The 20,141-nt window shown below is 60.8% G+C and carries 20 protein-coding genes; 3 read left to right on the top strand and 17 right to left on the bottom strand.

Translation table 11 applies throughout. The features are described 5' to 3' along the window. Positions 1 to 37 precede the first annotated feature (37 nt). From lnt to ACR2R1_RS01950, 11 genes are all read right to left on the bottom strand, one after another. Complete coding sequence (lnt, locus tag ACR2R1_RS02000) at positions 38 to 1,534, bottom strand: apolipoprotein N-acyltransferase (RefSeq protein WP_434112429.1); 1,497 nt, start codon at positions 1,532 to 1,534, stop codon at positions 38 to 40. A gap of 13 nt (positions 1,535 to 1,547) precedes the next feature. Continuing rightward, a complete protein-coding gene (locus ACR2R1_RS01995; RefSeq protein ID WP_077730130.1) occupies positions 1,548 to 2,414 on the bottom strand; it encodes an HlyC/CorC family transporter in 867 nt (288 codons plus the stop codon). After that, positions 2,411 to 2,866 (bottom strand): rRNA maturation RNase YbeY, encoded by a 456-nt coding sequence (gene ybeY, locus ACR2R1_RS01990; RefSeq protein WP_434112427.1) that lies wholly within the window; start codon positions 2,864 to 2,866, stop codon positions 2,411 to 2,413. Before ybeY ends, ACR2R1_RS01995 begins: the two co-directional genes overlap by 4 nt. A gap of 236 nt (positions 2,867 to 3,102) precedes the next feature. Continuing rightward, positions 3,103 to 4,080 (bottom strand): PhoH family protein, encoded by a 978-nt coding sequence (locus ACR2R1_RS01985; RefSeq protein ID WP_434114168.1) that lies wholly within the window; start codon positions 4,078 to 4,080, stop codon positions 3,103 to 3,105. Positions 4,081 to 4,093: 13 nt separating this feature from the next. Next, positions 4,094 to 5,467, bottom strand: a complete 1,374-nt coding sequence (miaB, locus tag ACR2R1_RS01980) for a tRNA (N6-isopentenyl adenosine(37)-C2)-methylthiotransferase MiaB (protein WP_086135620.1) — start codon at positions 5,465 to 5,467, stop codon at positions 4,094 to 4,096. Between the two features lie 116 nt (positions 5,468 to 5,583). Next, positions 5,584 to 6,123: a hypothetical protein gene (locus tag ACR2R1_RS01975; RefSeq protein WP_086135585.1), complete on the bottom strand. Its 540-nt coding sequence runs from the start codon at positions 6,121 to 6,123 to the stop codon at positions 5,584 to 5,586. A gap of 133 nt (positions 6,124 to 6,256) precedes the next feature. Beyond that, positions 6,257 to 7,462, bottom strand: a complete 1,206-nt coding sequence (glcF, locus tag ACR2R1_RS01970; RefSeq protein WP_434112424.1) for a glycolate oxidase subunit GlcF — start codon at positions 7,460 to 7,462, stop codon at positions 6,257 to 6,259. Continuing rightward, positions 7,462 to 8,523 (bottom strand): glycolate oxidase subunit GlcE, encoded by a 1,062-nt coding sequence (gene glcE, locus ACR2R1_RS01965; RefSeq protein WP_434112422.1) that lies wholly within the window; start codon positions 8,521 to 8,523, stop codon positions 7,462 to 7,464. Before glcE ends, glcF begins: the two co-directional genes overlap by 1 nt. After that, entirely contained in the window at positions 8,523 to 10,019 is a 1,497-nt protein-coding gene (locus ACR2R1_RS01960) for an FAD-linked oxidase C-terminal domain-containing protein (protein WP_434112420.1), read from the bottom strand. The genes glcE and ACR2R1_RS01960 overlap by 1 nt, the downstream gene beginning before the upstream one ends. A gap of 3 nt (positions 10,020 to 10,022) precedes the next feature. Beyond that, positions 10,023 to 10,730, bottom strand: a complete 708-nt coding sequence (locus ACR2R1_RS01955; RefSeq protein WP_077730123.1) for a rhomboid family intramembrane serine protease — start codon at positions 10,728 to 10,730, stop codon at positions 10,023 to 10,025. A 45-nt stretch (positions 10,731 to 10,775) separates the two neighbouring features. Next, on the bottom strand, positions 10,776 to 11,654 hold the full coding sequence (locus ACR2R1_RS01950; RefSeq protein WP_434112418.1) for a hypothetical protein: 879 nt from the start codon (positions 11,652 to 11,654) through the stop codon (positions 10,776 to 10,778). A gap of 326 nt (positions 11,655 to 11,980) precedes the next feature. Between ACR2R1_RS01950 and soxC the strand changes: the two genes are divergently transcribed. The 3 genes from soxC (at position 11,981) to ACR2R1_RS01935 (ending at position 14,376) form a co-directional block, all read left to right on the top strand. Further along, positions 11,981 to 13,261 carry a sulfite dehydrogenase gene (gene soxC / locus ACR2R1_RS01945; RefSeq protein ID WP_434112416.1) on the top strand — a complete coding sequence of 427 codons (1,281 nt, stop codon included), beginning with the start codon at positions 11,981 to 11,983 and terminating at the stop codon, positions 13,259 to 13,261. Next, positions 13,254 to 13,808 carry a c-type cytochrome gene (locus ACR2R1_RS01940; protein ID WP_434101618.1) on the top strand — a complete coding sequence of 185 codons (555 nt, stop codon included), beginning with the start codon at positions 13,254 to 13,256 and terminating at the stop codon, positions 13,806 to 13,808. The genes soxC and ACR2R1_RS01940 overlap by 8 nt, the downstream gene beginning before the upstream one ends. A gap of 382 nt (positions 13,809 to 14,190) precedes the next feature. Beyond that, complete coding sequence (locus ACR2R1_RS01935; protein ID WP_133717313.1) at positions 14,191 to 14,376, top strand: hypothetical protein; 186 nt, start codon at positions 14,191 to 14,193, stop codon at positions 14,374 to 14,376. A 176-nt stretch (positions 14,377 to 14,552) separates the two neighbouring features. On the opposite strand, the gene ACR2R1_RS01930 is transcribed toward ACR2R1_RS01935, so the two are convergent. Genes ACR2R1_RS01930 through ACR2R1_RS01905 form a run of 6 tightly spaced genes read right to left on the bottom strand, consistent with a single transcriptional unit; the run spans position 14,553 to position 20,140 of the window. Further along, a complete protein-coding gene (locus ACR2R1_RS01930; protein WP_434101617.1) occupies positions 14,553 to 15,467 on the bottom strand; it encodes a metal ABC transporter substrate-binding protein in 915 nt (304 codons plus the stop codon). Positions 15,468 to 15,478: 11 nt separating this feature from the next. Further along, positions 15,479 to 16,639, bottom strand: coding sequence for an ABC transporter permease (locus ACR2R1_RS01925; RefSeq protein ID WP_434112414.1), 1,161 nt, complete (start codon positions 16,637 to 16,639; stop codon positions 15,479 to 15,481). Between the two features lie 4 nt (positions 16,640 to 16,643). Further along, positions 16,644 to 17,300: an ABC transporter ATP-binding protein gene (locus tag ACR2R1_RS01920; RefSeq protein ID WP_434112412.1), complete on the bottom strand. Its 657-nt coding sequence runs from the start codon at positions 17,298 to 17,300 to the stop codon at positions 16,644 to 16,646. Next, entirely contained in the window at positions 17,300 to 19,048 is a 1,749-nt protein-coding gene (locus ACR2R1_RS01915; protein WP_434112410.1) for a hypothetical protein, read from the bottom strand. Before ACR2R1_RS01915 ends, ACR2R1_RS01920 begins: the two co-directional genes overlap by 1 nt. After that, entirely contained in the window at positions 19,045 to 19,755 is a 711-nt protein-coding gene (locus tag ACR2R1_RS01910) for a hypothetical protein (RefSeq protein WP_133717317.1), read from the bottom strand. Before ACR2R1_RS01910 ends, ACR2R1_RS01915 begins: the two co-directional genes overlap by 4 nt. 13 nt (positions 19,756 to 19,768) lie before the next feature. Next, positions 19,769 to 20,140: a copper resistance CopC family protein gene (locus ACR2R1_RS01905; protein ID WP_133717318.1), complete on the bottom strand. Its 372-nt coding sequence runs from the start codon at positions 20,138 to 20,140 to the stop codon at positions 19,769 to 19,771. Position 20,141: the final 1 nt, after the last annotated feature.

Raw genomic sequence — 20,141 nt, 5'->3', positions numbered from 1 at the left:
CCTAACCAACCCGCGATGTCGGGAAAGGATTCCCGACCTACTCGGCTGACGAATCCGTCTGTAGGATGCGCCGACGACGCCAAGCCGCGAAACTCAAGCCCATCCCCAGAACCACGACGACCGGCCAGTCGCCCCGCCGCGCGTAAGGCGTGCTGCCTTCGATGGGCGTGATCGTCCCGGTCACCTGAGTACGCTGAAACAAAGGCGCGGCGACATCGATTTTGCCCTTAGGGCTGATAATCGCGGTTATACCGGTGTTGGTGGCGCGCAGCATGTAACGTCCGGTTTCGAGCGCCCTCATCCGTGCCATCTGCACATGTTGGTGGGGTGCGATAGAGTCGCCGAACCAGGCGTCGTTCGTAACGTTCACGAGATACGCCGCCTGAGGTAGAACGGCCAGCGACTCCTGGCCGAAGATGTCCTCATAGCAGATCGAGGCTGCCAGAGGATGCCCCGCAGCGACCAGAGCCGCTTGGCCGCCGTTTCCGCTGGCGAAATCCGACAGAGGAATCTCCAGAATGTCCAGTATGAAACCCAGCACCGGCCGCAGCGGCAGATATTCTCCGAAAGGTACCAAATGCCGTTTGAAATAAATCCCCGGCGTTTCCCCCAGCGCAACGACCGCATTGAAATAGCGGTCTTGGGTTTGATCGTAAAACGGTACGCCGATCAGGAGATCGGTACCCCGCGCCGCCGCTTCCGTCTCCAGATCGGCAAGAAAGGTCTCCTTGACCTGATGGTAAAACGCCGGAATGGCGGTTTCCGGCCAAACGACTAGCCGCGAACCCCACGATTTCCGCGTCATCTCGGTGTACATTTGCAGCGTTTCCCGCTGGAATTCGGGCTGCCATTTCATGTCTTGAGGCACGTTACCCTGGAGCAAGGTCACCTTGAACGGCTCACCCGCAGGCTGCGTCCAGGAAACGCCGCTCAGCACCCTACCCATGCCGAGCACTAAGACGATCGCAACGGCTATGAGGGTCCGCGGTTTGCGCGCCGAGTAAAATGCCGCGAGGACTCCTCCCGCCACGAAGGCCACCACCCAGCCGATACCGTAGACCCCGAGGACGGGGCCGTAGGCGGCCAACGGGGTGTCGATTTGGCTGTAGCCGACTTGCAGCCACGGAAACCCTGTGAGGAACCAGCCTCGTACCCATTCCCCCAAAATCCAAACGGCCGGGAAAACGATGAGCGATTGATAGATCCGGCTTCCGATGAAAAAGCGACGCGAAAGCCAACCTGCCAGTGCCGGATAAAGCGCCAGGAAGGCCGTGAACACGAAGGTCAGCGCTGCGGCCTCCAGCGGACTGGCGCCGCCGTAATCGTGCATGCTGACGTAGACCCAGGAAACGCCCAGGCCGAATTGTCCCAAGCCGAATAGATAGCCGCGCAAAAACGCCCTCCCCGGCGAGACGTTCAGCCAGCTTGCGAACAAGAGAAATAAGCCGATGACGGCAAGAATGGGATAGTCGAACGGGGCAAACGCCAGCGGCAACAATAGACCGCCGATCAGAGCCAGGATGTCGTAAAACACGGTCAGAATCTTATCAATCCACGCGAGCGCTAGTCTCGGATTGACTTTCGGGCTGGGGCAGAAGGATCAGCTTCAGTAAGTGCACGCGGCGACTGTCGGCCCGCAGCACGATGAAGCGGAAGCGATCGATCTCCACTTTCTCGCCCCTCTTGGGGACATGGCCGAGTTGGTGAACGATCAGCCCCCCGATGGTATCGAATTCATCGTCGTTGAAGTCGACGTAAAAGTAATCGTTGAACTCGTCGATCGGCGTCAGAGCCTTCAACGTATATTCGCGATCGTTCTTCCTGAAAATGTATTCCTCTTCGCCGAAATCGTGCTCGTCCTCGATCTCTCCGACGATCTGTTCCAAGACGTCCTCGATCGTCACCAAACCGGCCGCAGCGCCGTACTCGTCGACCACGATAGCCATGTGGCTGCGGGTCGTACGGAATTCTTTGAGCAGCACGTTGAGTCGTTTGCTTTCCGGGACGAATTGGGCGGGACGCATGATTTCCTTTACCCGCTTCGTCTTGTCCTTGAGGCTGTGAATCAAAAGGTCCTTCACCAGAAGAATGCCGACCACTTCGGTACGATCCTCTCCAATGACGGGATAGCGGGAATGGGCGGACTCGGCCACCAACGGAAATATCGTCTCCAGTTCCGCATCCTGCGAAACCACGACCATTTGGGCTCTGGGAATCATGATGTCACGGACCTTGAGTTCCGAGACTTGCATGACCCCTTCGATCATCGAAAGCGCTTCCAGCTCGATCAGATTCCGCTTCTGAGCAGCGCGCAACAATTCCAATAAATCCTCGCGGTCCTCGGGCTCACCCGTGAAGAAAAGGCCTAGTCGTTCGAGCCAACTTCGATGCTCGCCCGTTTGCTCCTCGTTCATGACGTGATGATCTCCTCATAGGGATTGGGAAATCCTAGATCATTGAGAATAGCGATCTCTTCCGCCTCCATGACGGCGGCGTCGCTTTCCGAGATGTGATCATAACCTTGCAGGTGCAGCACACCGTGCACCACCATATGCGCCCAGTGGGCTTCGAGTGTTTTGCCTTGCTCGCGCGCTTCGCGCTCGACGACGGCGGCACAGATGACGAGATCGCCCAGCAACTGATTGGGAACGCCTTCCGGCACTTCAAAAGGAAAACTGAGAATATTCGTCGGTCCGGCCTTGTGCCGGTAATGCTCGTTCAATTCGACGCTTTCCGTCTCGTCCACAATCCGTATGACTAACTCGGCATCCTCCCGTTTCGCCGCCGCGCTCGCCCAGTGCAGAAATTTTCCGTCTTCCGGGACCCACTGCCGCACTGTGGCGTGCTGGACTTCGACGCTTATCATCCTAGAAACGGCAGTTGGACGCGCGCGAGTGTGCGGCGGACGGGCCGGATGGCAAGGCGCGACGCCGCCGTGGGGCCGTCCCCCACAAGAAGGAGCAACGCCGCCAGGCGGCCCGTCCGCCGTGCAATCGCGCGCGTAGTGGTTTCACCGAACAGGTGAGATCGGTACACGGTTGGACACTTATAATTCATTGGACTTTTCTGATGCATCGAAGCGGTCAACTGCCGTTTCTAGGATCATGCTGATCGATCGGTCACATTCGCTCGCTCGTAGGCCTCGTAAGCGGCGACGATACGTTGCACCAGAGGATGGCGCACGACGTCCTGAGACGTAAAGAAGGTAAAGCTGATGCCTTCGACATCGCGCAAGACCTCCAAGACATGTCTTAGCCCCGATTCCTTGTTGCGTGGCAGGTCGATCTGGGTAATGTCGCCGGTGATCACGGCCTTGGAACCGAACCCCACCCGGGTCAGAAACATCTTGATCTGCTCGACGGTCGTGTTCTGCGCCTCGTCCAGGATGATGAACGACTCGTTCAAGGTGCGTCCGCGCATGAACGCGAGAGGCGCCACCTCGATCACGTTGCGCTCGATGAGCTTGGCCACCCGCTCGAAACCCAGCATTTCGTAGAGAGCGTCGTACAAGGGCCGCAAATAAGGATCCACCTTTTGCGCCATGTCGCCCGGCAAGAAGCCCAACTTCTCGCCGGCTTCGACCGCCGGACGCGCGAGAATCAGGCGCCTGACTTCGTCCCGTTCCAAGGCGGCAACGGCACAAGCCACGGCCAGATAGGTCTTGCCCGTTCCGGCGGGGCCGACGCCGAAGTTGATATCGTGGCTCTGGATATTCTTGAGATAACGCTCCTGATTGGCGCCTTTCGGCTTGATCGCGCCACGCTTGGTTCGGATGGCGAGCGGTTCGACCTCGTCGCCGGCACTTTCCAGCATGGCGGCGATATTGGAGTCCTGCAAGGACAGATGGACGCGCTCGGGCGTCATCACCTCGTGCGAGGTCGCATCGAACAGGCTTTGAAGCACTTTGTACGCGGCCTGCACCGGTTTGCCGGAGCCTATGATTTCGAACTGATTGCCGCGGTTGGCGATCTCCACGCCCAGCCGTCTTTCGATCTGGCGCAGATGTTCATCGAATTGGCCACACAAACTGGCCAGCCGCTCGTTGTCGGCGGGTTCTAAAGTGAGATGCAAGGAGTTCAGATGATTAAGCAAGTTATGCGGTGAGACCGCTGGTCTCGTGGGTTGAAAAATCGGGAGCCGAGGTGTTTACCCATCTGCCCCGCAGCGAGTTGGGCAGTGCTTCGACGATCAGGACATCCAGAAATTGACCGATTAGCTTCGACGGGCCCGAGAAATTGACTACCCGGTTGTTCTCGGTACGTCCGCTCAGTTGAGCGTAATCCTTTTTCGAAAGGCCCTCGACCAATATACGCTGCACCGTATTGACCATGCCGAGGGAAATTTCCGCCGACATTTCGTTGATTCTCGTCTGCAACCGGGCCAAGCGTTCCTTTTTCACCGTCATGGGCACATCGTCTGTCATTTCGGCCGCCGGCGTACCGGGACGGGGACTGTAAATAAAGCTGTAAGAATGATCGAAACCCAGAGTTTCTATCATATCCATGGTCTCTTCGAAGTCCTGTTCGGTTTCGCCGGGAAATCCGACGATAAAATCCGACGACAAACTGAGGTTGGGTCTGACCTCCCGCAGCCTCTGCATTTTCTCGATGTACTCTTCGCGGGTATGTCCGCGTTTCATCAAGCTCAAAACTCGGTTGCTGCCGCTTTGTACGGGGAGATGCAAATGGTCTGCCAGTTTTGGAATTTCCGCGTAAGCTTCGATTAGACTGTCGGTAAATTCCACCGGGTGAGACGTGGTGAATCGAATGCGCTCTATACCGTCGATCGCAGCCACGTAATTCAGCAGCAAAGCAAAATCGGCGATTTCGCCGTCGGCCATCACACCTCGGTACGCATTGACGTTCTGTCCCAACAACACCACCTCGCGCACGCCCTGCTCCGTCAAAGCGACGATTTCCGCGATCACGTCGTCCAAAGGACGGCTGATCTCTTCGCCCCGCGTGTAAGGTACGACACAAAACGTACAATATTTGCTGCACCCTTCCATGATCGAGACAAAGGCTTTGGGTCCTTCCGCGCGCGGCTCCGGAAGCGCATCGAACTTTTCGATCTCCGGGAAAGAAACATCGATGGCGGGCGCTCTATCCTTTCTTACTTTGTCCAGCAGTTCCGGCAGCCTATGCAGGGTCTGCGGACCGAAAACCATATCGACATAGGGGGCGCGCCGCTGCAAGGCCTCCCCTTCCTGGCTGGCGACACAACCGCCGACGCCTATGACGACGCCGGGTTTCTTGTCCTTGAGCGGGCGCCAGCGTCCCAATTCCGAAAAAACCTTTTCTTGTGCCTTTTCCCGGACTGAACAGGTATTCAGCAGCAAGACATCGGCTTCCTCGGGGTCGTTGGTCAGCTCGAAGCCATGGGAAGCATGGAGTACGTCGCGCATCTTCGCGGAATCGTACTCGTTCATTTGGCAACCAATGGTTTCTATGAAAAGTTTTTGGGTCATTCTCGGCAGGAAAACGAATCGGTGGCCAAATTTTACCAAAATTAGCCACCGATCGTTTGTTCCAAACGACCTAGTATCGCGTGAATACCGAGGGCCAAGCGTAAAGGATTAATAATTCAGGCAGGTGTCGTTTTGGCAAACTCGAACGGATTGACGAAAGTCGAGCCCACCCGCATCAGCCGTGCTTCCGGATGCTTTTCCCCCATCAGCGAGCGGACGCTCTCCTCCTGGTCGCGGCGCACGTCGATCATGATCAGATATTTCCCGGCGTTAATGTCGTCGTGGTACTGGGCTATGGCGTGATTCTCCGTAGCCAAGCCGCTCAAACCGCCTACCCAGGCTCCGAAGAGCGTGATGAAGCCGAAGATCGCAACATAGACCAAGCCGCTGACGTCCGATCCGAAGGGCTCAGCGGCCATGACATACGCCGTAGCTAACAATGCAACGATGCCGCCTATCACCGCCCCGCGTTCGCCGGATCGGATAACGTCATGTTTTTGAATGAGATTTGCAGCGTGTATATGACGTCGGTAAAGGCCTGCCTCGTCTTTGCTGACGACATGAAAATGCCAGTCGGTAATGCCTGCCTGGTGCATATCGTTCGAAATCTGCTCGGTGCTGTCGAGATTACTGGTGAGATAGTACATACGCTTCATGACCGTCCTCCTGATTGCTGATTGACACAACTCGCTACATGAAGGAAACAATTCATTTCTTGATATCGGCGTCGGTTTAGCATTCGACAATCGAGCTTGTCAAGAGGTCAGCGTCGCGACGAAAGTTGCGGAATTATGGCTGAAGCAATTCGATCCAGTGACGGACCGGCACCTTGGCCCTGGACCGCAAATGAGCCCAGCAGCCTATGTTGGCGGTCGCGATGCACTCCGGCCGGCCTTGTTCGAGACCTCGGATTTTCTCGACCAAAAGCCGCCGGGAAAGCTCCGGCTGCAGCAACGAGTACGTTCCGGCCGAACCGCAGCAGAGATGGGGCTGGTCGACGGGAGTCAGCTCGAACCCCAATCCCGACAGCAGGCTTTCGACCAATCCGTTCAATTTCTGGCCGTGCTGGAGCGTGCAGGGCGAATGGAACGCGATTCGGCGTTCATTCGATCTCCTGAGCGGGGACAAGTCCTCGCCGGCCAAGACCTCGCCGATATCCTTCGCCAGCGCGGAGATGCGTTCGGCCTTCGCGGCGTACCCTGGGTCGTGCTTGAGCACGCCGGCATATTCCTTGAGCATCACCCCGCAGCCGCTGGCGGTGCTGACGATCGCCTCCGCCCCCCGTTCGATATGCGGCCACAGGGCGTCTATGTTGCGCCGCATGAACGCCGCGCCCTCCTCGTGTGCCGCCAGGTGATGGCTCAGTGCCCCGCAGCAGCCGCTCCCCTGGACGCGAATCGCGCTGATGCCGATTCTGTCCAGGACATTCGCGGCGGCGGCGTCGACGGCCGGTGCCATCACTGGTTGCACGCAACCTTTCAGGATCAGCACCCTGCGGGCATGTCTCGCGGGCGGCCACGCCGGGCTCCAAGTCTTGGGGGGGATCTTGGCACGGACCGCCGCCGGCAGCACGGGCCGAGCCAGCCTGGCAAGCCCCACGAGCAGGCCGAAGCGCTCGGGATACGGCATCAGCTTGCGCAGAGCCAGCCGCTGAACGCGTTGCAGCCAGGGACGCCGGACTTTCTCTTCGAGGATTCCCCGCCCGATATCGGCCAGCCTGCCGTACCGAACGCCGGACGGGCAGGTCGTTTCGCAAGCCCGGCAGGTCAGGCAGCGGTCCAGGTGCAATTGCGTCTTGGCCGTGACCGGCTGTCCTTCCAACATCTGTTTCAGCAGATAAATGCGGCCGCGCGGACCGTCCAGTTCATCCCCCAAAAGCTGGTAGGTCGGGCACGTGGCCGTACAGAATCCGCAATGCACGCAATTTCTGAGAATCGCGTCAGCTTCCCGACCATCGGGCGTGTCTTTGACGAAATCGGCCAGCCTGGTTTGCATCAGAGGTCCTCGTAAAGCCGTGCGGGGTTGAACAAGCCCATGGGATCGAAGGCCCGCTTCAGACTCGCATGCAAAGCTTTCAAACCGTTCGGCAATGGCTGAAACACCCGCCCGTCGCCGGATCGACCTCGAAACAAGCTCGCATGACCGCCGGCCGCTTCCGCCGCCCGGAACACGTTCTCCGACGGAGCGCCGGTCTTCAGCCAGCGCAGCGCGCCGCCCCAGTCGTAGAACCACGTACCCGGCAAATCCAGAGCCGGGGTGGCCGGTGCCAGGGATATCCGCCAAAGGTTGCCGTCGGCGCGGAAGAATTCGTGACGCTGCTCGCGCAAGTCCCGCCAGAACTCGTCCCCCTCGGCGCAAACGTCGCCGCCGAATTTTCGGTATACGGCATCGACGGCCCGGTCCGAACCCGACAACCGCGCATAGATTCGGCTGCCGTCATAGGCCAATCCGGACAGCGGCCACGGCTGGGAACACCACAGATTCATGGTGTTCAAGGCTTCTTCGATGCTCCGTTCGAAACACACGGTCAACTCGCGCTCGGGTTTGGGCGACACTTTGAGCGACGCCTCCAGGATCACGCCCAACGTGCCCATGGCGCCTACCATGAGCCTTGAAATGTCGAAACCGGCGACGTTTTTCATGACTTCGCCGCCGAACGAAAGCATTTCGCCCTTGCCGTTCAGGATCCTGCAACCCAGCATGCAATCGCGCGCTGAGCCCGCGAAAGGCCGACGGGGACCGGAAAATCCGCAGGCCAGCGTGCCTCCCAGGGTTGCGTTCTCGCCGAGATGAGGCGGTTCGAAAGGCAGCATCTGGCCGCACTCGGCTAGAACGGATTCAATGTCGGACAGCCGCGTGCCGCAGCGCACGGTCAGCACCAACTCGGTCGGCTCGTAGCGCAGGACTCCGGCGTGTCCGGCCGTTCCCAGCACGCTGCCGGACGACGGTCTGCCATAAAAGGTCTTGCTCCCGCTGCCGACGATCGTGAGCGGCGTTCCGGAATCCGTCGCCTCCGCTACGGCTTGACGAAGGCTCTCGCTGAGATCGGCGTCCATCAGAAACGTTCCAAATCGGGATGAGCGATTTGTCCCCGGTGGACGTGCATCGCGCCGAATTCGGCGCATCGGTGCGGCGTAGGGATCGCTTTTCCAGGATTGAGCAGCCCGGCGGGATCGAAAGCCGCTTTGACCGAGTGGAATTGCGCCAATTCAGCGGCCCGGAACTGAACGCACATCTGATTGATCTTTTCGATCCCGACGCCGTGTTCGCCGGTAATGGTCCCGCCGACCTCGACGCAAGCCTCCAGGATTTTCCCGCCCAGCTCTTCGACGCGCTCCAGCTCTCCGGGATTGTTTGCATCGTACAAGATGAGCGGATGCAGATTGCCGTCGCCGGCATGAAACACATTGCCGACGACCAGCCCGTATTGCGCCGAGAGTTCCGAAATCCGGCGCAATACTTCGGGCAAACGCTTGCGCGGAATCGTGCCGTCCATGCAGTAATAATCGGGAGAAATGCGCCCAGCCGCCGGAAATGCCGCCTTGCGGCCCGCCCAGAATGTCTTGCGCTCGGCCTCGCTGGTCGATTGACGGACCTCGGTCGCGCCTTCCGCCCGGAAAATTTCCCGCGCCTTGAGAAGATCGCTTTCGACCTGCTCGGCAATACCGTCGAATTCGCAGAGCACGATCGCCGCGGCGCCGGTCGGATAGCCCGCATGCACGAAGTCTTCCACCGCCCGAATGGTGATGTTGTCCATCATTTCGAGGCCGGCCGGAAGCAAGCCGGCGCCGATGATGGCGGCCACCGCCCCGCCCGCCTCCTCGACGCTGTCGAAGGATGCCAAAAGCACCTGTGCGCAAGGGGGAATCGGAAGCAGCTTCACGGTAATCTCGACGATCACGCCCAATAAGCCCTCGGAACCGGTGATCAGCGCCAGCAGATCGTAACCTGGACTGTCGTACCCCGATCCGCCCAGCACAACGAGCTCGCCGTCCATGGTCACGACCCGGACCTGGAGGACGTTATGGACGGTCAATCCGTACTTGAGACAATGGACGCCGCCCGAGTTCTCCGCGACGTTACCGCCGATGGTGCAGGCGATCTGCGAGGACGGATCGGGCGCGTAGTAAAGCCCGTAAGGCGCGGCGGCTTCCGAGATGGCGAGATTGCGGACGCCCGGCTGGACTCGGGCGGTCCGGTTCGCGCGGTCGATTTCGATGATCCGGTTGAATTTGGCGAGGCTCAGCAAGACGCCGTTGGCGATAGGCAAGGCCCCGCCGGAAAGCCCGGTGCCCGCACCCCGCGCGACCACGGGCACGCCGTGCTCCCGGCACAGCCGAACTACGGCTTGCACCTCTTCTATCGTTTCCGGCAAAGCGACGATCCAAGGCAGATCCCGGTAGGCGGAAAGCCCGTCGCATTCATAGGGGCGGAGATCTTCCGTATCGAACAGCAGGCGCCCTCTCTCGATATGCTCGCTCAAGAGGCGGAGAAAATGGTTCCGGTCGACGCGATGGGCAATCCGTTCGGACGGATGGACGCGATAAGTCATGAATCAGGTCGAATGCCTTCTGTAATACGAGTCGTCCTTCCGTCCGGAGAGCAAAAAGAGACGATACGACAACATACCGGCTATGAAACCGCCGAGATGCCCGAACCAGGCGACATCGGCGAAAGGCTCGTCGGATGGCAGACCGACGGTGACTTTATAAAGCTGTATCATCACCCAAATTCCCAAAAAGGCGATAGCCGGCACCTCCACGAACCAGGGCAGGAAGAACATCCAGATCACCACGCGAGCGTACGGAAACAGGAAATAATAGGCTCCCATGACACCCGCTATGGCGCCGGAAGCTCCGATCGTCGGGATATTGGAGTGGGAGTTGGTGTAAATATGCACCGCTCCGGCAATCAAACCGCAGAGCAGATAAAAGGCCAGAAACCTCACGCCCCCCATGCGGTCCTCGACGTTGTCTCCGAATATCCAAAGCAACCAGAGGTTGAGAACCAAATGGAGCGCTCCGCCATGAATGAACATACTGCTCACGAACGGCGTGTAGTCGCCGGCCGGGTACCCCACCCTGGCCGCCCACTCGGGATTCGTATACCGCGCCGGCACCAGCCCATGGAAATTCAGAAAAAAGTACAAGTCTTGTTCGGACAGCGACTGGGTGTAGGCAAAAACGGCCAGATTCAGCACGATCAGCGTCCAGGTCATCCATGGCGTATACCGGGTCGGAATGGTGTCCCGATAAGGAATCATCGCTCGATCCTGATTAGCAATCCGCGCGCCTGACGCATCACCGACTCACCTTTTCCTCACTCGGGTCCGAAAATCGATCAAGGCATCGAAGGCACCGACCAAAGCAAGTCCCACGACGGCATATTGAGGCGCGAATATCAAAGCCACATACGGCGGTGCCGACCATGTCCAGTGCAAACGGCGAAAGGCGACCAGGGCGTGCACGATCGCCAATCCGGCGAAGAAATAAATCATCACGGCGACCATGAGGAGATCGGCGACCAGGATCTGGCTCACCGTACCCGACGCCCAAATCGCGCCAACGACCACCGGTAAAGCGAGCCGCGGCAGTCGAAGACGCTGAAACTCGGGACCGAATCCGCCGGGATTGTAGACCAGGGATTGCAGCCACCGGGCGCACAACAGGCTGAACATCAGGCCGATCCCGTAAAGCACGGCGATCAGACCATTCATCAGGCGCAAGGTTCCGTCCCGCTCGAACCCCTGAACGGTGGCACCGGGCACCGCGGCGACCGCCCGCCTCAGCCATGACTGCCAGAACGCGACCACATCGCCGGTAACCAAATGCATTCCCAAGACGAACAGACCGACCGTCAGTCCCACCACAAGCAGCGCCAGCCCCTGGGACTCCGTGCGCCGCAAAACTTCCGCGCAAATCAGCAGCGGCAGCCAGAGCGCGAACACGACCGGGAAATTCAATCCCGGCCTGAGCTCCATCAGAAAAAAGCCGGCCCCGACCACGACCGCGGCACCGATCGCCACGACCGCGCCTTCCAGCCAGCCTTTGCGTAATGCGACCAAACCGAGCGCCGCAGCGCTGAGCAAGGCGAACGGAAGCACCTTCAGCGACAAAACACCGAACAACCCGGCTATTGCGATCGCATGCAGCCGGCTTCGCATGATAAAGGCCGCAAAGTCACGCATCGTCGGACACCCGTTTCACGGTATCGACTGAACTACGGCCGCTCTGACCAGGTTTCTTGTTTTTTTGTATTGCCTTAGCCATAGATGTTTCATCAAAAATTATTCTTTATCCGGCCGCAGGCCATCCTGTCCTGCATCCGCACACCCATTCGGTTTTCGATTTCTGAACGAATCTTACTGATTCTCGCCTGAAAGGCGAAATTTCTTATCGTGCCGACGACGACAACATGGCGTCCGGAAATCGGTGGCCACGAAAAACCGTGGTGCTTCGCGCCTCCCGATCGGAGTAAGATCGACAGCCGATTTCTTCCGAAAAAGGATGCGCAATGAGCGACCAAGAGGCACGCGAGCCGGAGCTGTTGCAGCCCGTGGCGGGTGGCGGTTTGCTGGACCGCAGGCTGTTTCTGAAAAAAGGACTGGCGTTCGGCGCCGGCGCCGCACTCGTCGGGCACATGCGCCAAGGTCTGGCCGAAGAACCGCCGCCTTGGATGAAGACGCCGGGCGAACCTTTCACCAATTACGGCCGCCCCTCGCCTCACGAAAAAGAGGCCATACGCTGGATATCGGCCAATTCCGGCGCACCCGGCAATGGCATTTCCTGGACCCCTCTGCATAAACTCGAAGGCATCGTCACGCCCAACGGTCTTCATTTCGAACGGCACCATAATGGCGTGCCGCAGATCGATCCGCACCAACATCGCCTATTGATTCACGGGCTGGTCGAAAATCCGCTGTCTTTCGGCATCGAAGACCTGTTGCGCTACCCTATGGTCTCCCGCCTCTGCTTCGTCGAATGCGGCGGAAACAGTAATGCCGGCTGGCACGAGGAGCCCATACAGACACCCGTCGGCTATTTTCATGGTCTGGCCTCGTGCAGCGAATGGACCGGCGTTCCGCTCGCCGTGATTCTGGACGAGGCCGGGCTGCGGCCCGACGCCCGCTGGCTCATCTCCGAAGGCGCCGATGCCGCCGCGATGAACATCAGCATTCCGGTCGAAAAGGCCTTGGACGACGCCATGCTCGCACTGTATCAAAACGGCGAGCGCTTGCGCCCGGAGAACGGTTATCCGTTGCGGCTGATACTGCCGGGATGGGAAGCGGTCCTCAGCGTCAAATGGCTGCGCCGCTTGCAGGCTGCGAACCAGCCGGTGATGGCCCGCAACGAAACCGCCAAGTACACCGAGTTGCTGCCCTCCGGCAAGGCGCGGCAATTCACGTTCGTCATGGATGCGAAGTCGATCATCACCTTTCCCTCGCCCGGCCAGCATCTACGAGGTCCCGGCCTTTACCAGATCAGCGGCTTGGCCTGGAGCGGCCGGGGCCGGATCAAGCGGGTCGACATCTCGGCCGACGGCGGACGCAGTTGGGCGGAAGCGGCGCTACAGGAACCGGTTTTGCCGCAATGCTTTACCCGTTTCCGCCTGCCGTGGCGCTGGGACGGATCTCCCCTGGTGCTCAAGAGCCGCGCCGTGGACGAAACCGGCTATGTCCAGCCGGAGCGCCGGGCGCTCATTGCAGAACGCGGGCGGCACGGTTATTTCCACTACAACGCCATCGTCAGTTGGGCGGTAGCCGCCGATGGCACTATGAGCCATGTCTATGCGTAATATTCGTAACCGTGGCGTGCCACGGCGCTTAGCCGCAGCGATATTCTTGCTCGGCATGACTGCCGCGGTCGCCGCCGCGCCGGAAGGCCCCAAGCTGGGCCGTCCCGCGTCGCCCGGTGAGATCGCGGCTCAGGACATCAACGTCTTCCCCGACGGCGCCGGTCTTCCGCCCGGCAAAGGCACGGCTCTCGAAGGCAAAGCCATCTACGACATGAAATGCGCATCCTGCCACGGGCCCAAAGGCATGGGCGGAAGCGCCGGCGAACTGGCCGGGGGCGGCTCTTTGACCGGCCCTCATCCGGACAAAAACGTCGGCACTTATTGGCCTTACGCAACCACTCTGTTCGATTTCATCCGCCGCTCGATGCCCTTGGACGCACCCCGCAGTCTGAGCGAGGACCAGGTTTACGCGGTTACGGCTTACCTTTTGCATATTAACGGTATTATCGACGAACGGGCGGAAATGAATGCGGGAACATTGCCTCGGGTCGTGATGCCGAATCGGGATGGTTTCGTGCAGGTTTGGCCCGGCGAAAAAGCGGAATAAAAACCTTCTCGGCGCTTGAGGCTAACGCTCGCACCGAGCTTGTCGAAGAGTTTCAAGGCCTGCTTGGATAGGTTGTAATTCCAAATCGCCTTCAATCCGGCATTCATTTTGTAGATGGGTAGAGCGAAGCGAAACCCATCGATGGTGGGTTAGGCCGCGCGGCCGTAACCCACTGAGCAGCCTCGGACCTGTCCTGAGCCAAGTCGAAGGGTCGGTGGGTTACGCGGAGCCTGTCCCGAGCGGAGCCGAGGGGCTAACCCACCCTACATAATGTTCACTCGAATTCCGAACGGAATAAGTCGATCCAGCCCCTCGCATGGATGGCAATGGTCCTGTTTTTGCATGATTACCTTCTTGGTCTCGTCAGAAGAGGAAAGGACGCATGCATAACCATAGCCCTTTGTGCTGGGTCGGCGAGCAATGCCGCAAGCCGGCGGTTTATGATCTCAGAAAGCCCATGAACGTACCCGGACTCACCGGCGAACACCGTTTCTTGTGTGAGGAGCACGGGCAACGGTTGTCGAAGCGATATCGGCAAAAATATCGAATGCGCAAGGCGCATCGGTAGCGCCATTCGGACCGCCGATGGTGCCGAAGAATCCGGCAGAAGGATTTTAGAGCCGGACTATTATGACGCCGATTCCCGACAGCAATCCTTTTTCTCCGTTACAGCCTTGTACCGGAAGCCGCGACGACGCCGAGTCGTCGTGACTGTGCTCAGTTTCGTAAAGTCCGCCCTCTTTTTCACCGGTACGCCGTCTTCAATTCCTCCATGTTTCGCTTCATCACCGTCAGAAAATCACCGTCTTCCGGTCGATTGGCGCAGGGGTCGAACACGACGCTTTCGATACCCATGGTCTTCAGCTTCGCGGCAATCTCCCGAGCGGGTTGGGCTTCCCAGATCATCCAGCGCGCCGAATGGTTCGCCCGCAGGTCCCGCAAGGCGCTCCACTCCGCGGCGGACGGCATTTCGTCGGGCTCCCAGTGAACGCTTTTCAGATTCAGGCCGTAGCGGCGGGCCAGGTACTGATAGACAGGGTGGGAGGCAAGCAGCGGCCGGCGGGAATCGGCGGCAACCGTTTGCTTCAGCTCGGCATCCAAACCGGCAAGGTCATCCAGCAGCGGCTTCAGGTTTCCAGTCACTACGCTCTTCCATTCCGGCCGCTTTCGGACGATCGCATCGGCGACGGCCTGCGCCTGCTTTCCGGCCTGATCGAAATCCAGCCAGGTAGTGAAGGCTGAACCTTCGTGGGCGTGTCGGCCACCGGGTCCGTGGCTATGGACGACGGCGTTCTCGATCCGGAGATAAGCGTTCCGGAACGCCAGGGATGTGTTCGCCAGCCTGAGGCGCGGCAGGCTTACTTGAGGCAGCCATTTTTCGTAACCGGCACCGTTGAGGAGAATCAGGTCCGCTTTCTGCATTTCGCCCACCGTTTCGGCGCTGGGTTGCCAAAACGCCGGATCGGCGCCGGTCGGAACCGGAAGAACCACACGCGCCCTGGCGCCCGCCAGCCGCTCGGCGAAATAGGCCAGAGGATAGTTTGCGGCGACGATCTTCAATCCGGGTGAGCCGGCGGCGCTCGCCTGACCGGTAGTCGCCGCGACGGTTAAAAACAGCAAGTACGGCGCGACTCGGCGCCATGAAAAAGAGATAAACACGGATAACTCCCTCAGGCGATAACGAAATGGCGGACGAATTCGGCTGCACCGGCACGGACCGCTTGCACCAGAACCAAGCCGAGGGTTCCGGCGCCCAGCGCGATGAGCGCGATTTCCGCGGCCATCAGCCGGACCACGGTCAGCGGCGAACAGCCGATCAGATGGATGGTCTCGATTTCGCGCTGCCGCAGTCGGAGCGACAGCGCGAAGACCAGCGCGACCATGAGCAGCGCGGCAGCGCCCAATGGCAGAAGAATGGCATCGAACAGCGCGCCGATGCGGAAGATGTTTTGTAGCAGGCTACGGGTCACGTCCAAGGGACGGACGATTTGCGTCTTGGCTTCGCTGTCCGGATAGCGTCCACGCAGCAGGGCGGCCGAACGCACGTCGCGCGGAACCGCGATCACCGCGCTGATGGGAAAGTCGGCCGGATCGCCGTGAAAGTGGAAGGATGCCAGGTGGTCCGGGGTGATTTCGGTGTAGGCCGCGGCATCGCCCGATAACGGCGCGAACGCCGCATCCGCCCTGCCCGCCCCCGGCCCGGTCTCATGGCCGTGCCCCAATCCCTCGATCACCCAGGCCGTCTGAAGATCCACGAACACCGCCCGGTCGTCCGGGGCGTGGGATTTCGCCAGGATGCCGACCACTTTCAGCTTGAGCGGATGGGCGCCGGCCAGGTCGAAAACGTTTTCCGGCGTCGTCGGAAGAACGTCCCCCGGTGCGAGTTTCAGACGCTCGGCGGCTTCGGCCCCCAGCACGCAATCCCCCAGCAGGGCCGGAAGAACGCCTTCCGCCGGGGCCAAGCCGCGGAATTCGAAATAATCCGTCGTGACGCCCACCAGGGGCAGGCCGCGAACCCGGAACCGGGCGTAAACCGGCAGCGGATCGGCCCAGCCGGTGGCCGCGATACGGTCGGCCTCGCCCATGCTTATGAACGCCGGAGCGTCGGTGAAATAAAGAGCGTTCAGCACCAGGTCCGCCGCGCTGCCTTGGGCCCCCACCAACAGGGGCGTAGCTTCGGCGCGCGCCGACATCCAGCGCTCGGCCTCGTCCAGGAGGCGGTGCAGAGCCTGAGGCAGCGCCGTGATCATGGCCAGACAAGCGGCCAGAATCAGGCTGCGGATCTTGTTTTGGCGAAGATAGCGCCAGGCGAGATAAAAATCGTGCTGCATCCGGTCAGCGGTGAAAAGCGCTCAGGTCGATCACCCGATCGAAGCGCGGCAGGAGTTCGTGGTCGTGAGTGACCGCCGCCAGGGTCGCGCCGCTGCGCTCTGTCGTCCGGAACAAAAGGTCGAGAATCCGAGTCTTGTTGCCCGGATCGAGACTGCCGGTCGCCTCGTCCGCCAGGATCAGCCCCGGCTCCGGCAACAGCGCCCGGCATACCGCGACCCGCTGCCGTTCGCCCTGGGAAAGTTCCCGCGGCATCCGCTTTAGCTTGCCCATCAAGCCCGCCGCCTCGGCCAGTTCCGCCGCTCGCTTCCTCACTCGCCCATTGAGCTTGAGAACCCTATTGATCCGGTAGGTATGCACGATGTTGTCGAGTACGTTCAAATATTCGAGGAGCTCCAGTTCCTGGAACACGAAGCCGATGCGCGAAACACGGAAGTTGCGCCGCTGACGATCGGTGAGCGCGCGCATCGGCACGCCATCCACGCGGACGTTCCCGGACTGCGGGACCGCGATGCCGGCCATCAGCTTCAGCAAGGTCGTCTTGCCCGCCCCGCTGGCCCCGATCAAGGCGATTTTCTCGCCGCGGGAAATCCGGAGCTCGGGAACGGCGAGGCGGAATTCGGCGCCCGGGTAGCTAAATTCGAGGTCTTCGATTTGGATCATTACGTCGCAGGGTCCGTCCTGCGCCTTTCGATAAATTCGAGGTCCGTGATCTTCAGGCGGCCATCTTCCGCCTGGCGCAGGACCAGCCGCGCCGCGTAAAGCGTAGTCCGCGGGTGGGAATGGCCCCAATGCGACACCGCGCCGTGGGCGATCCAGCGGGCGGCGACCGTGCAGCGTCCGGATTTCGGGTCCACCGATTGGATTTCGCTGGAGAGAACCTCGACCCGCTCGACCCGACCGTCGCCGCCGAATCCCTTGCCCCGCCGCAACAGAGCCCGGCGCTGGCGAAGATAAATGTCGTCCAGAAGCTCCCCAGACAGGCTCATGGCCAGGCGGTCGTATGCCGCTTCCTCTTCCGGCAATTGAAAGGCCCGATAAACATTATGCAGCAGGGCCCGCAGCTCGGTTTTCATCGTCTCCTCCCCGAGAAGCGCCGGGATAGTGCTCCCGGCATGGGCGGGAAAGTGCGCGATCTCCGGGTAAAAGGCGACGCACCCGGCCACGGCCAGGGTCACGCCCAGTTGGGCGCCGGTGCCCGGCGGCAAAAACCGGCGCCGCCGCCAGCGCCATCCGACCGCTGCCGCGAGGGCAATGCCGGCAGTGCGGAGTAATACGGTGCCGGGAGCGGATGCCACCGCCAAGGGTTGTTGGATCATCGAGGCGGCTTCCGGCACAGCGGGATTTTTCAGCGCTTCCTCCACCGACCAGCGGAAGACCGGATCGCGCCGCGTCATGTCGGCTTCGAAAGTTTCGTCGTTCAGTTGCAGGCTGACCGGCCGCGATGCCCCGCCGGCGTCGAACAGCTCCCAGGTCAGCTCGACGGCCGCAGCGGGACGCTCGGTCAGATAGACCAGAATCGCTCCCACCACGGCGGTGGCGCTGTCGACGGGCTCGCCGTCCGCGCCGGTCTCCACGCCGCCGCGCCCGTAACGCATGAACTCGACCCGATCCAGCCGGGGCGTCGCCGCCTCACCGTCCAGGCGCAGCGAATTGCGATGCAGCAGCAGGTCGCCGATCGCCTGTTTCAGCCTTTCCCGCTCCGCGCCTTCGATGCGGTGCGGATTCACGGGCGCAAAGTTCAGCCGCGGCAGAAGATCGCACAGCCTCAGCAGCAATTCGTGCCGCACTTCGTAAGGCTCGACATAGACGAAGGAGCGCGGTTCGGTGTGGCGGCGCGCCATTTCAGCATCATCGAATCGGGACCGCCACGGATCGTTCCAGTCCAATTGCAGGCGGGCCGGTTTCGACAAGGGCGCTAGATCGGCCACGGGCACGCCCCGGTGCAGAACGATCAGACCCAAGTCCTTGCCGGCGCGCTCCGGGGGCAGCAGGTGCAAGGTCCTCGGCCGCCGGACCAAGGGATAATTCAGATCGGCCTCGTAATATGCCTCCGCGGTTCGGCGCCGGTCTTTCGATGAGTCGGCCCTCGCCACGGACACGGGTTTCGCTTCCGGCAGCGGCTGCCGATCCGCCGCGATGCGCAGAAGTTGCCCCGCAAGCTCCGAAGCGGGAGTATCGTCCGCGCGGCCGAGCAGCGAGCGCAACCGGGGCAAACCGCTTTCCCGAAGGCGCAGGTTGACCGTGATCGAGTCAGCTTCGACGGCGACTTCGGCGAGAGCCGCGTAACCGCCGAATTCCGCCCAATCCGCCCAAGTCGGCCATGCCGAACCGAACAGCAGGAGCATCGCCAGAATGCCGCTGCCGTGTGCGCATCGGCCGCAAACGGGTCGAACGGCCGGCGCTTTCATGGAATCTGGCGCGCCGGCGCCGGCCGTTCGGCGTCATCATTCGCCGCGCGGACCGGAAGCTTGGGCCTTATTCCCCGATAGACGCGCCAGCATACGACCGACAGAACAATGGCGACGATCAGGGCGAACAAGGCGCCGGGCCAACGGTTGGACGGGTTCGGAACGGCGATGCCGACGCTGAACGGCACCCTCAGCCGATCATCCTCGCTGACGAAGCCGTCGTTTTCGCCGAACACGGCGATCACGGCATAATGGCCGGGTTCCGTGATGTCGGTGTGAATTTCCGCCGTACCGTTCCGGTAGACCGCAGCCGGCGTTTCCGCCAGGGTACGTTTTTCCTTCGGAAGTCGACCGTCATCGCCGAACTCCTCCTCGACCACGCGCAAGCTGACAGGCATGTTGCGAACATCGCGGTCGAGCAGGTCGAGGGTCAGATAGGTCTTGCCGGGCCGCGGGACTTCCTGGCAGTACTTGACGAAATCGGTTTGCTCCCCTTCATGACGCCCTTCCTGCAGAGCGGTGAAGTGCACGGCGTAGAAGTCGTTGGCCACCAAACAGCTCATCGACGCGCCCTGATACATCTGGCGGCCGTTGGAACTGTCGCGCGGAACGCCGGCGGCGGATGCGGCGCCCGCCGCCAGGACGAGCGCGGCAACGGCCGCGCGGTTCGCGAGACGCCGAAAGAAACCCGGCTCGTGGAGAATCATCGGAAAGCCCTCCTTACTTGGCTTGAAGCTGAAAGAAATACTTGCCGCTCACGACGTGACCGTCCGCGGACAGCACCCGGTAGCGCACCATGTACCGGCCGGGCGCCAGATTTTCCACCGACGCCCGCAGCCGCGAACGGTCGGTGAAGTCCAGCCGGGCGTCATGCTTGTCCACCCGCTTGCCGTTGGCGTCGATGACCGCGACTGCCAGGAATGCGTCGCCCACCCCTTCGTTGAAGGTCAACAGCACCTCCGAGGGAGCTTCGGAAACGACCGCTTCACGGTCGGGTACGGCCTTCACCAGAATCGCGTGCGCCGCAAGCTCGGGACTGGCCAGTGCCGATCCCGCCAGAATCAGTAATAAGTTCCGTCTTAGGGTGTTCATC

It is taken from the genome of Methylocaldum sp. GT1TLB (assembly GCF_051027445.1).
Taxonomy (GTDB): Bacteria; Pseudomonadota; Gammaproteobacteria; order Methylococcales; family Methylococcaceae; genus Methylocaldum.
This window is presented reverse-complemented; position numbering and strand designations above follow the sequence as displayed.

What these genes read in the sequence shown, in the direction of transcription:
- ACR2R1_RS01995 (WP_077730130.1), bottom strand. Translation starts at nt 2,414, where the DNA reads ATGAACGAGGAGCAAACGGGCGAGCATCGAAGTTGGCTCGAACGACTA.
- ybeY (WP_434112427.1), bottom strand. Translation starts at nt 2,866, where the DNA reads ATGATAAGCGTCGAAGTCCAGCACGCCACAGTGCGGCAGTGGGTCCCG.
- miaB (WP_086135620.1), bottom strand. Translation starts at nt 5,467, where the DNA reads ATGACCCAAAAACTTTTCATAGAAACCATTGGTTGCCAAATGAACGAG.
- ACR2R1_RS01975 (WP_086135585.1), bottom strand. Translation starts at nt 6,123, where the DNA reads ATGAAGCGTATGTACTATCTCACCAGTAATCTCGACAGCACCGAGCAG.
- glcF (WP_434112424.1), bottom strand. Translation starts at nt 7,462, where the DNA reads ATGCAAACCAGGCTGGCCGATTTCGTCAAAGACACGCCCGATGGTCGG.
- glcE (WP_434112422.1), bottom strand. Translation starts at nt 8,523, where the DNA reads ATGGACGCCGATCTCAGCGAGAGCCTTCGTCAAGCCGTAGCGGAGGCG.
- ACR2R1_RS01960 (WP_434112420.1), bottom strand. Translation starts at nt 10,019, where the DNA reads ATGACTTATCGCGTCCATCCGTCCGAACGGATTGCCCATCGCGTCGAC.
- ACR2R1_RS01955 (WP_077730123.1), bottom strand. Translation starts at nt 10,730, where the DNA reads ATGATTCCTTATCGGGACACCATTCCGACCCGGTATACGCCATGGATG.
- ACR2R1_RS01950 (WP_434112418.1), bottom strand. Translation starts at nt 11,654, where the DNA reads ATGCGTGACTTTGCGGCCTTTATCATGCGAAGCCGGCTGCATGCGATC.
- soxC (WP_434112416.1), top strand. Translation starts at nt 11,981, where the DNA reads ATGAGCGACCAAGAGGCACGCGAGCCGGAGCTGTTGCAGCCCGTGGCG.
- ACR2R1_RS01940 (WP_434101618.1), top strand. Translation starts at nt 13,254, where the DNA reads ATGCGTAATATTCGTAACCGTGGCGTGCCACGGCGCTTAGCCGCAGCG.
- ACR2R1_RS01935 (WP_133717313.1), top strand. Translation starts at nt 14,191, where the DNA reads ATGCATAACCATAGCCCTTTGTGCTGGGTCGGCGAGCAATGCCGCAAG.
- ACR2R1_RS01925 (WP_434112414.1), bottom strand. Translation starts at nt 16,639, where the DNA reads ATGCAGCACGATTTTTATCTCGCCTGGCGCTATCTTCGCCAAAACAAG.
- ACR2R1_RS01920 (WP_434112412.1), bottom strand. Translation starts at nt 17,300, where the DNA reads ATGATCCAAATCGAAGACCTCGAATTTAGCTACCCGGGCGCCGAATTC.
- ACR2R1_RS01915 (WP_434112410.1), bottom strand. Translation starts at nt 19,048, where the DNA reads ATGAAAGCGCCGGCCGTTCGACCCGTTTGCGGCCGATGCGCACACGGC.
- ACR2R1_RS01910 (WP_133717317.1), bottom strand. Translation starts at nt 19,755, where the DNA reads ATGATTCTCCACGAGCCGGGTTTCTTTCGGCGTCTCGCGAACCGCGCG.
- ACR2R1_RS01905 (WP_133717318.1), bottom strand. Translation starts at nt 20,140, where the DNA reads ATGAACACCCTAAGACGGAACTTATTACTGATTCTGGCGGGATCGGCA.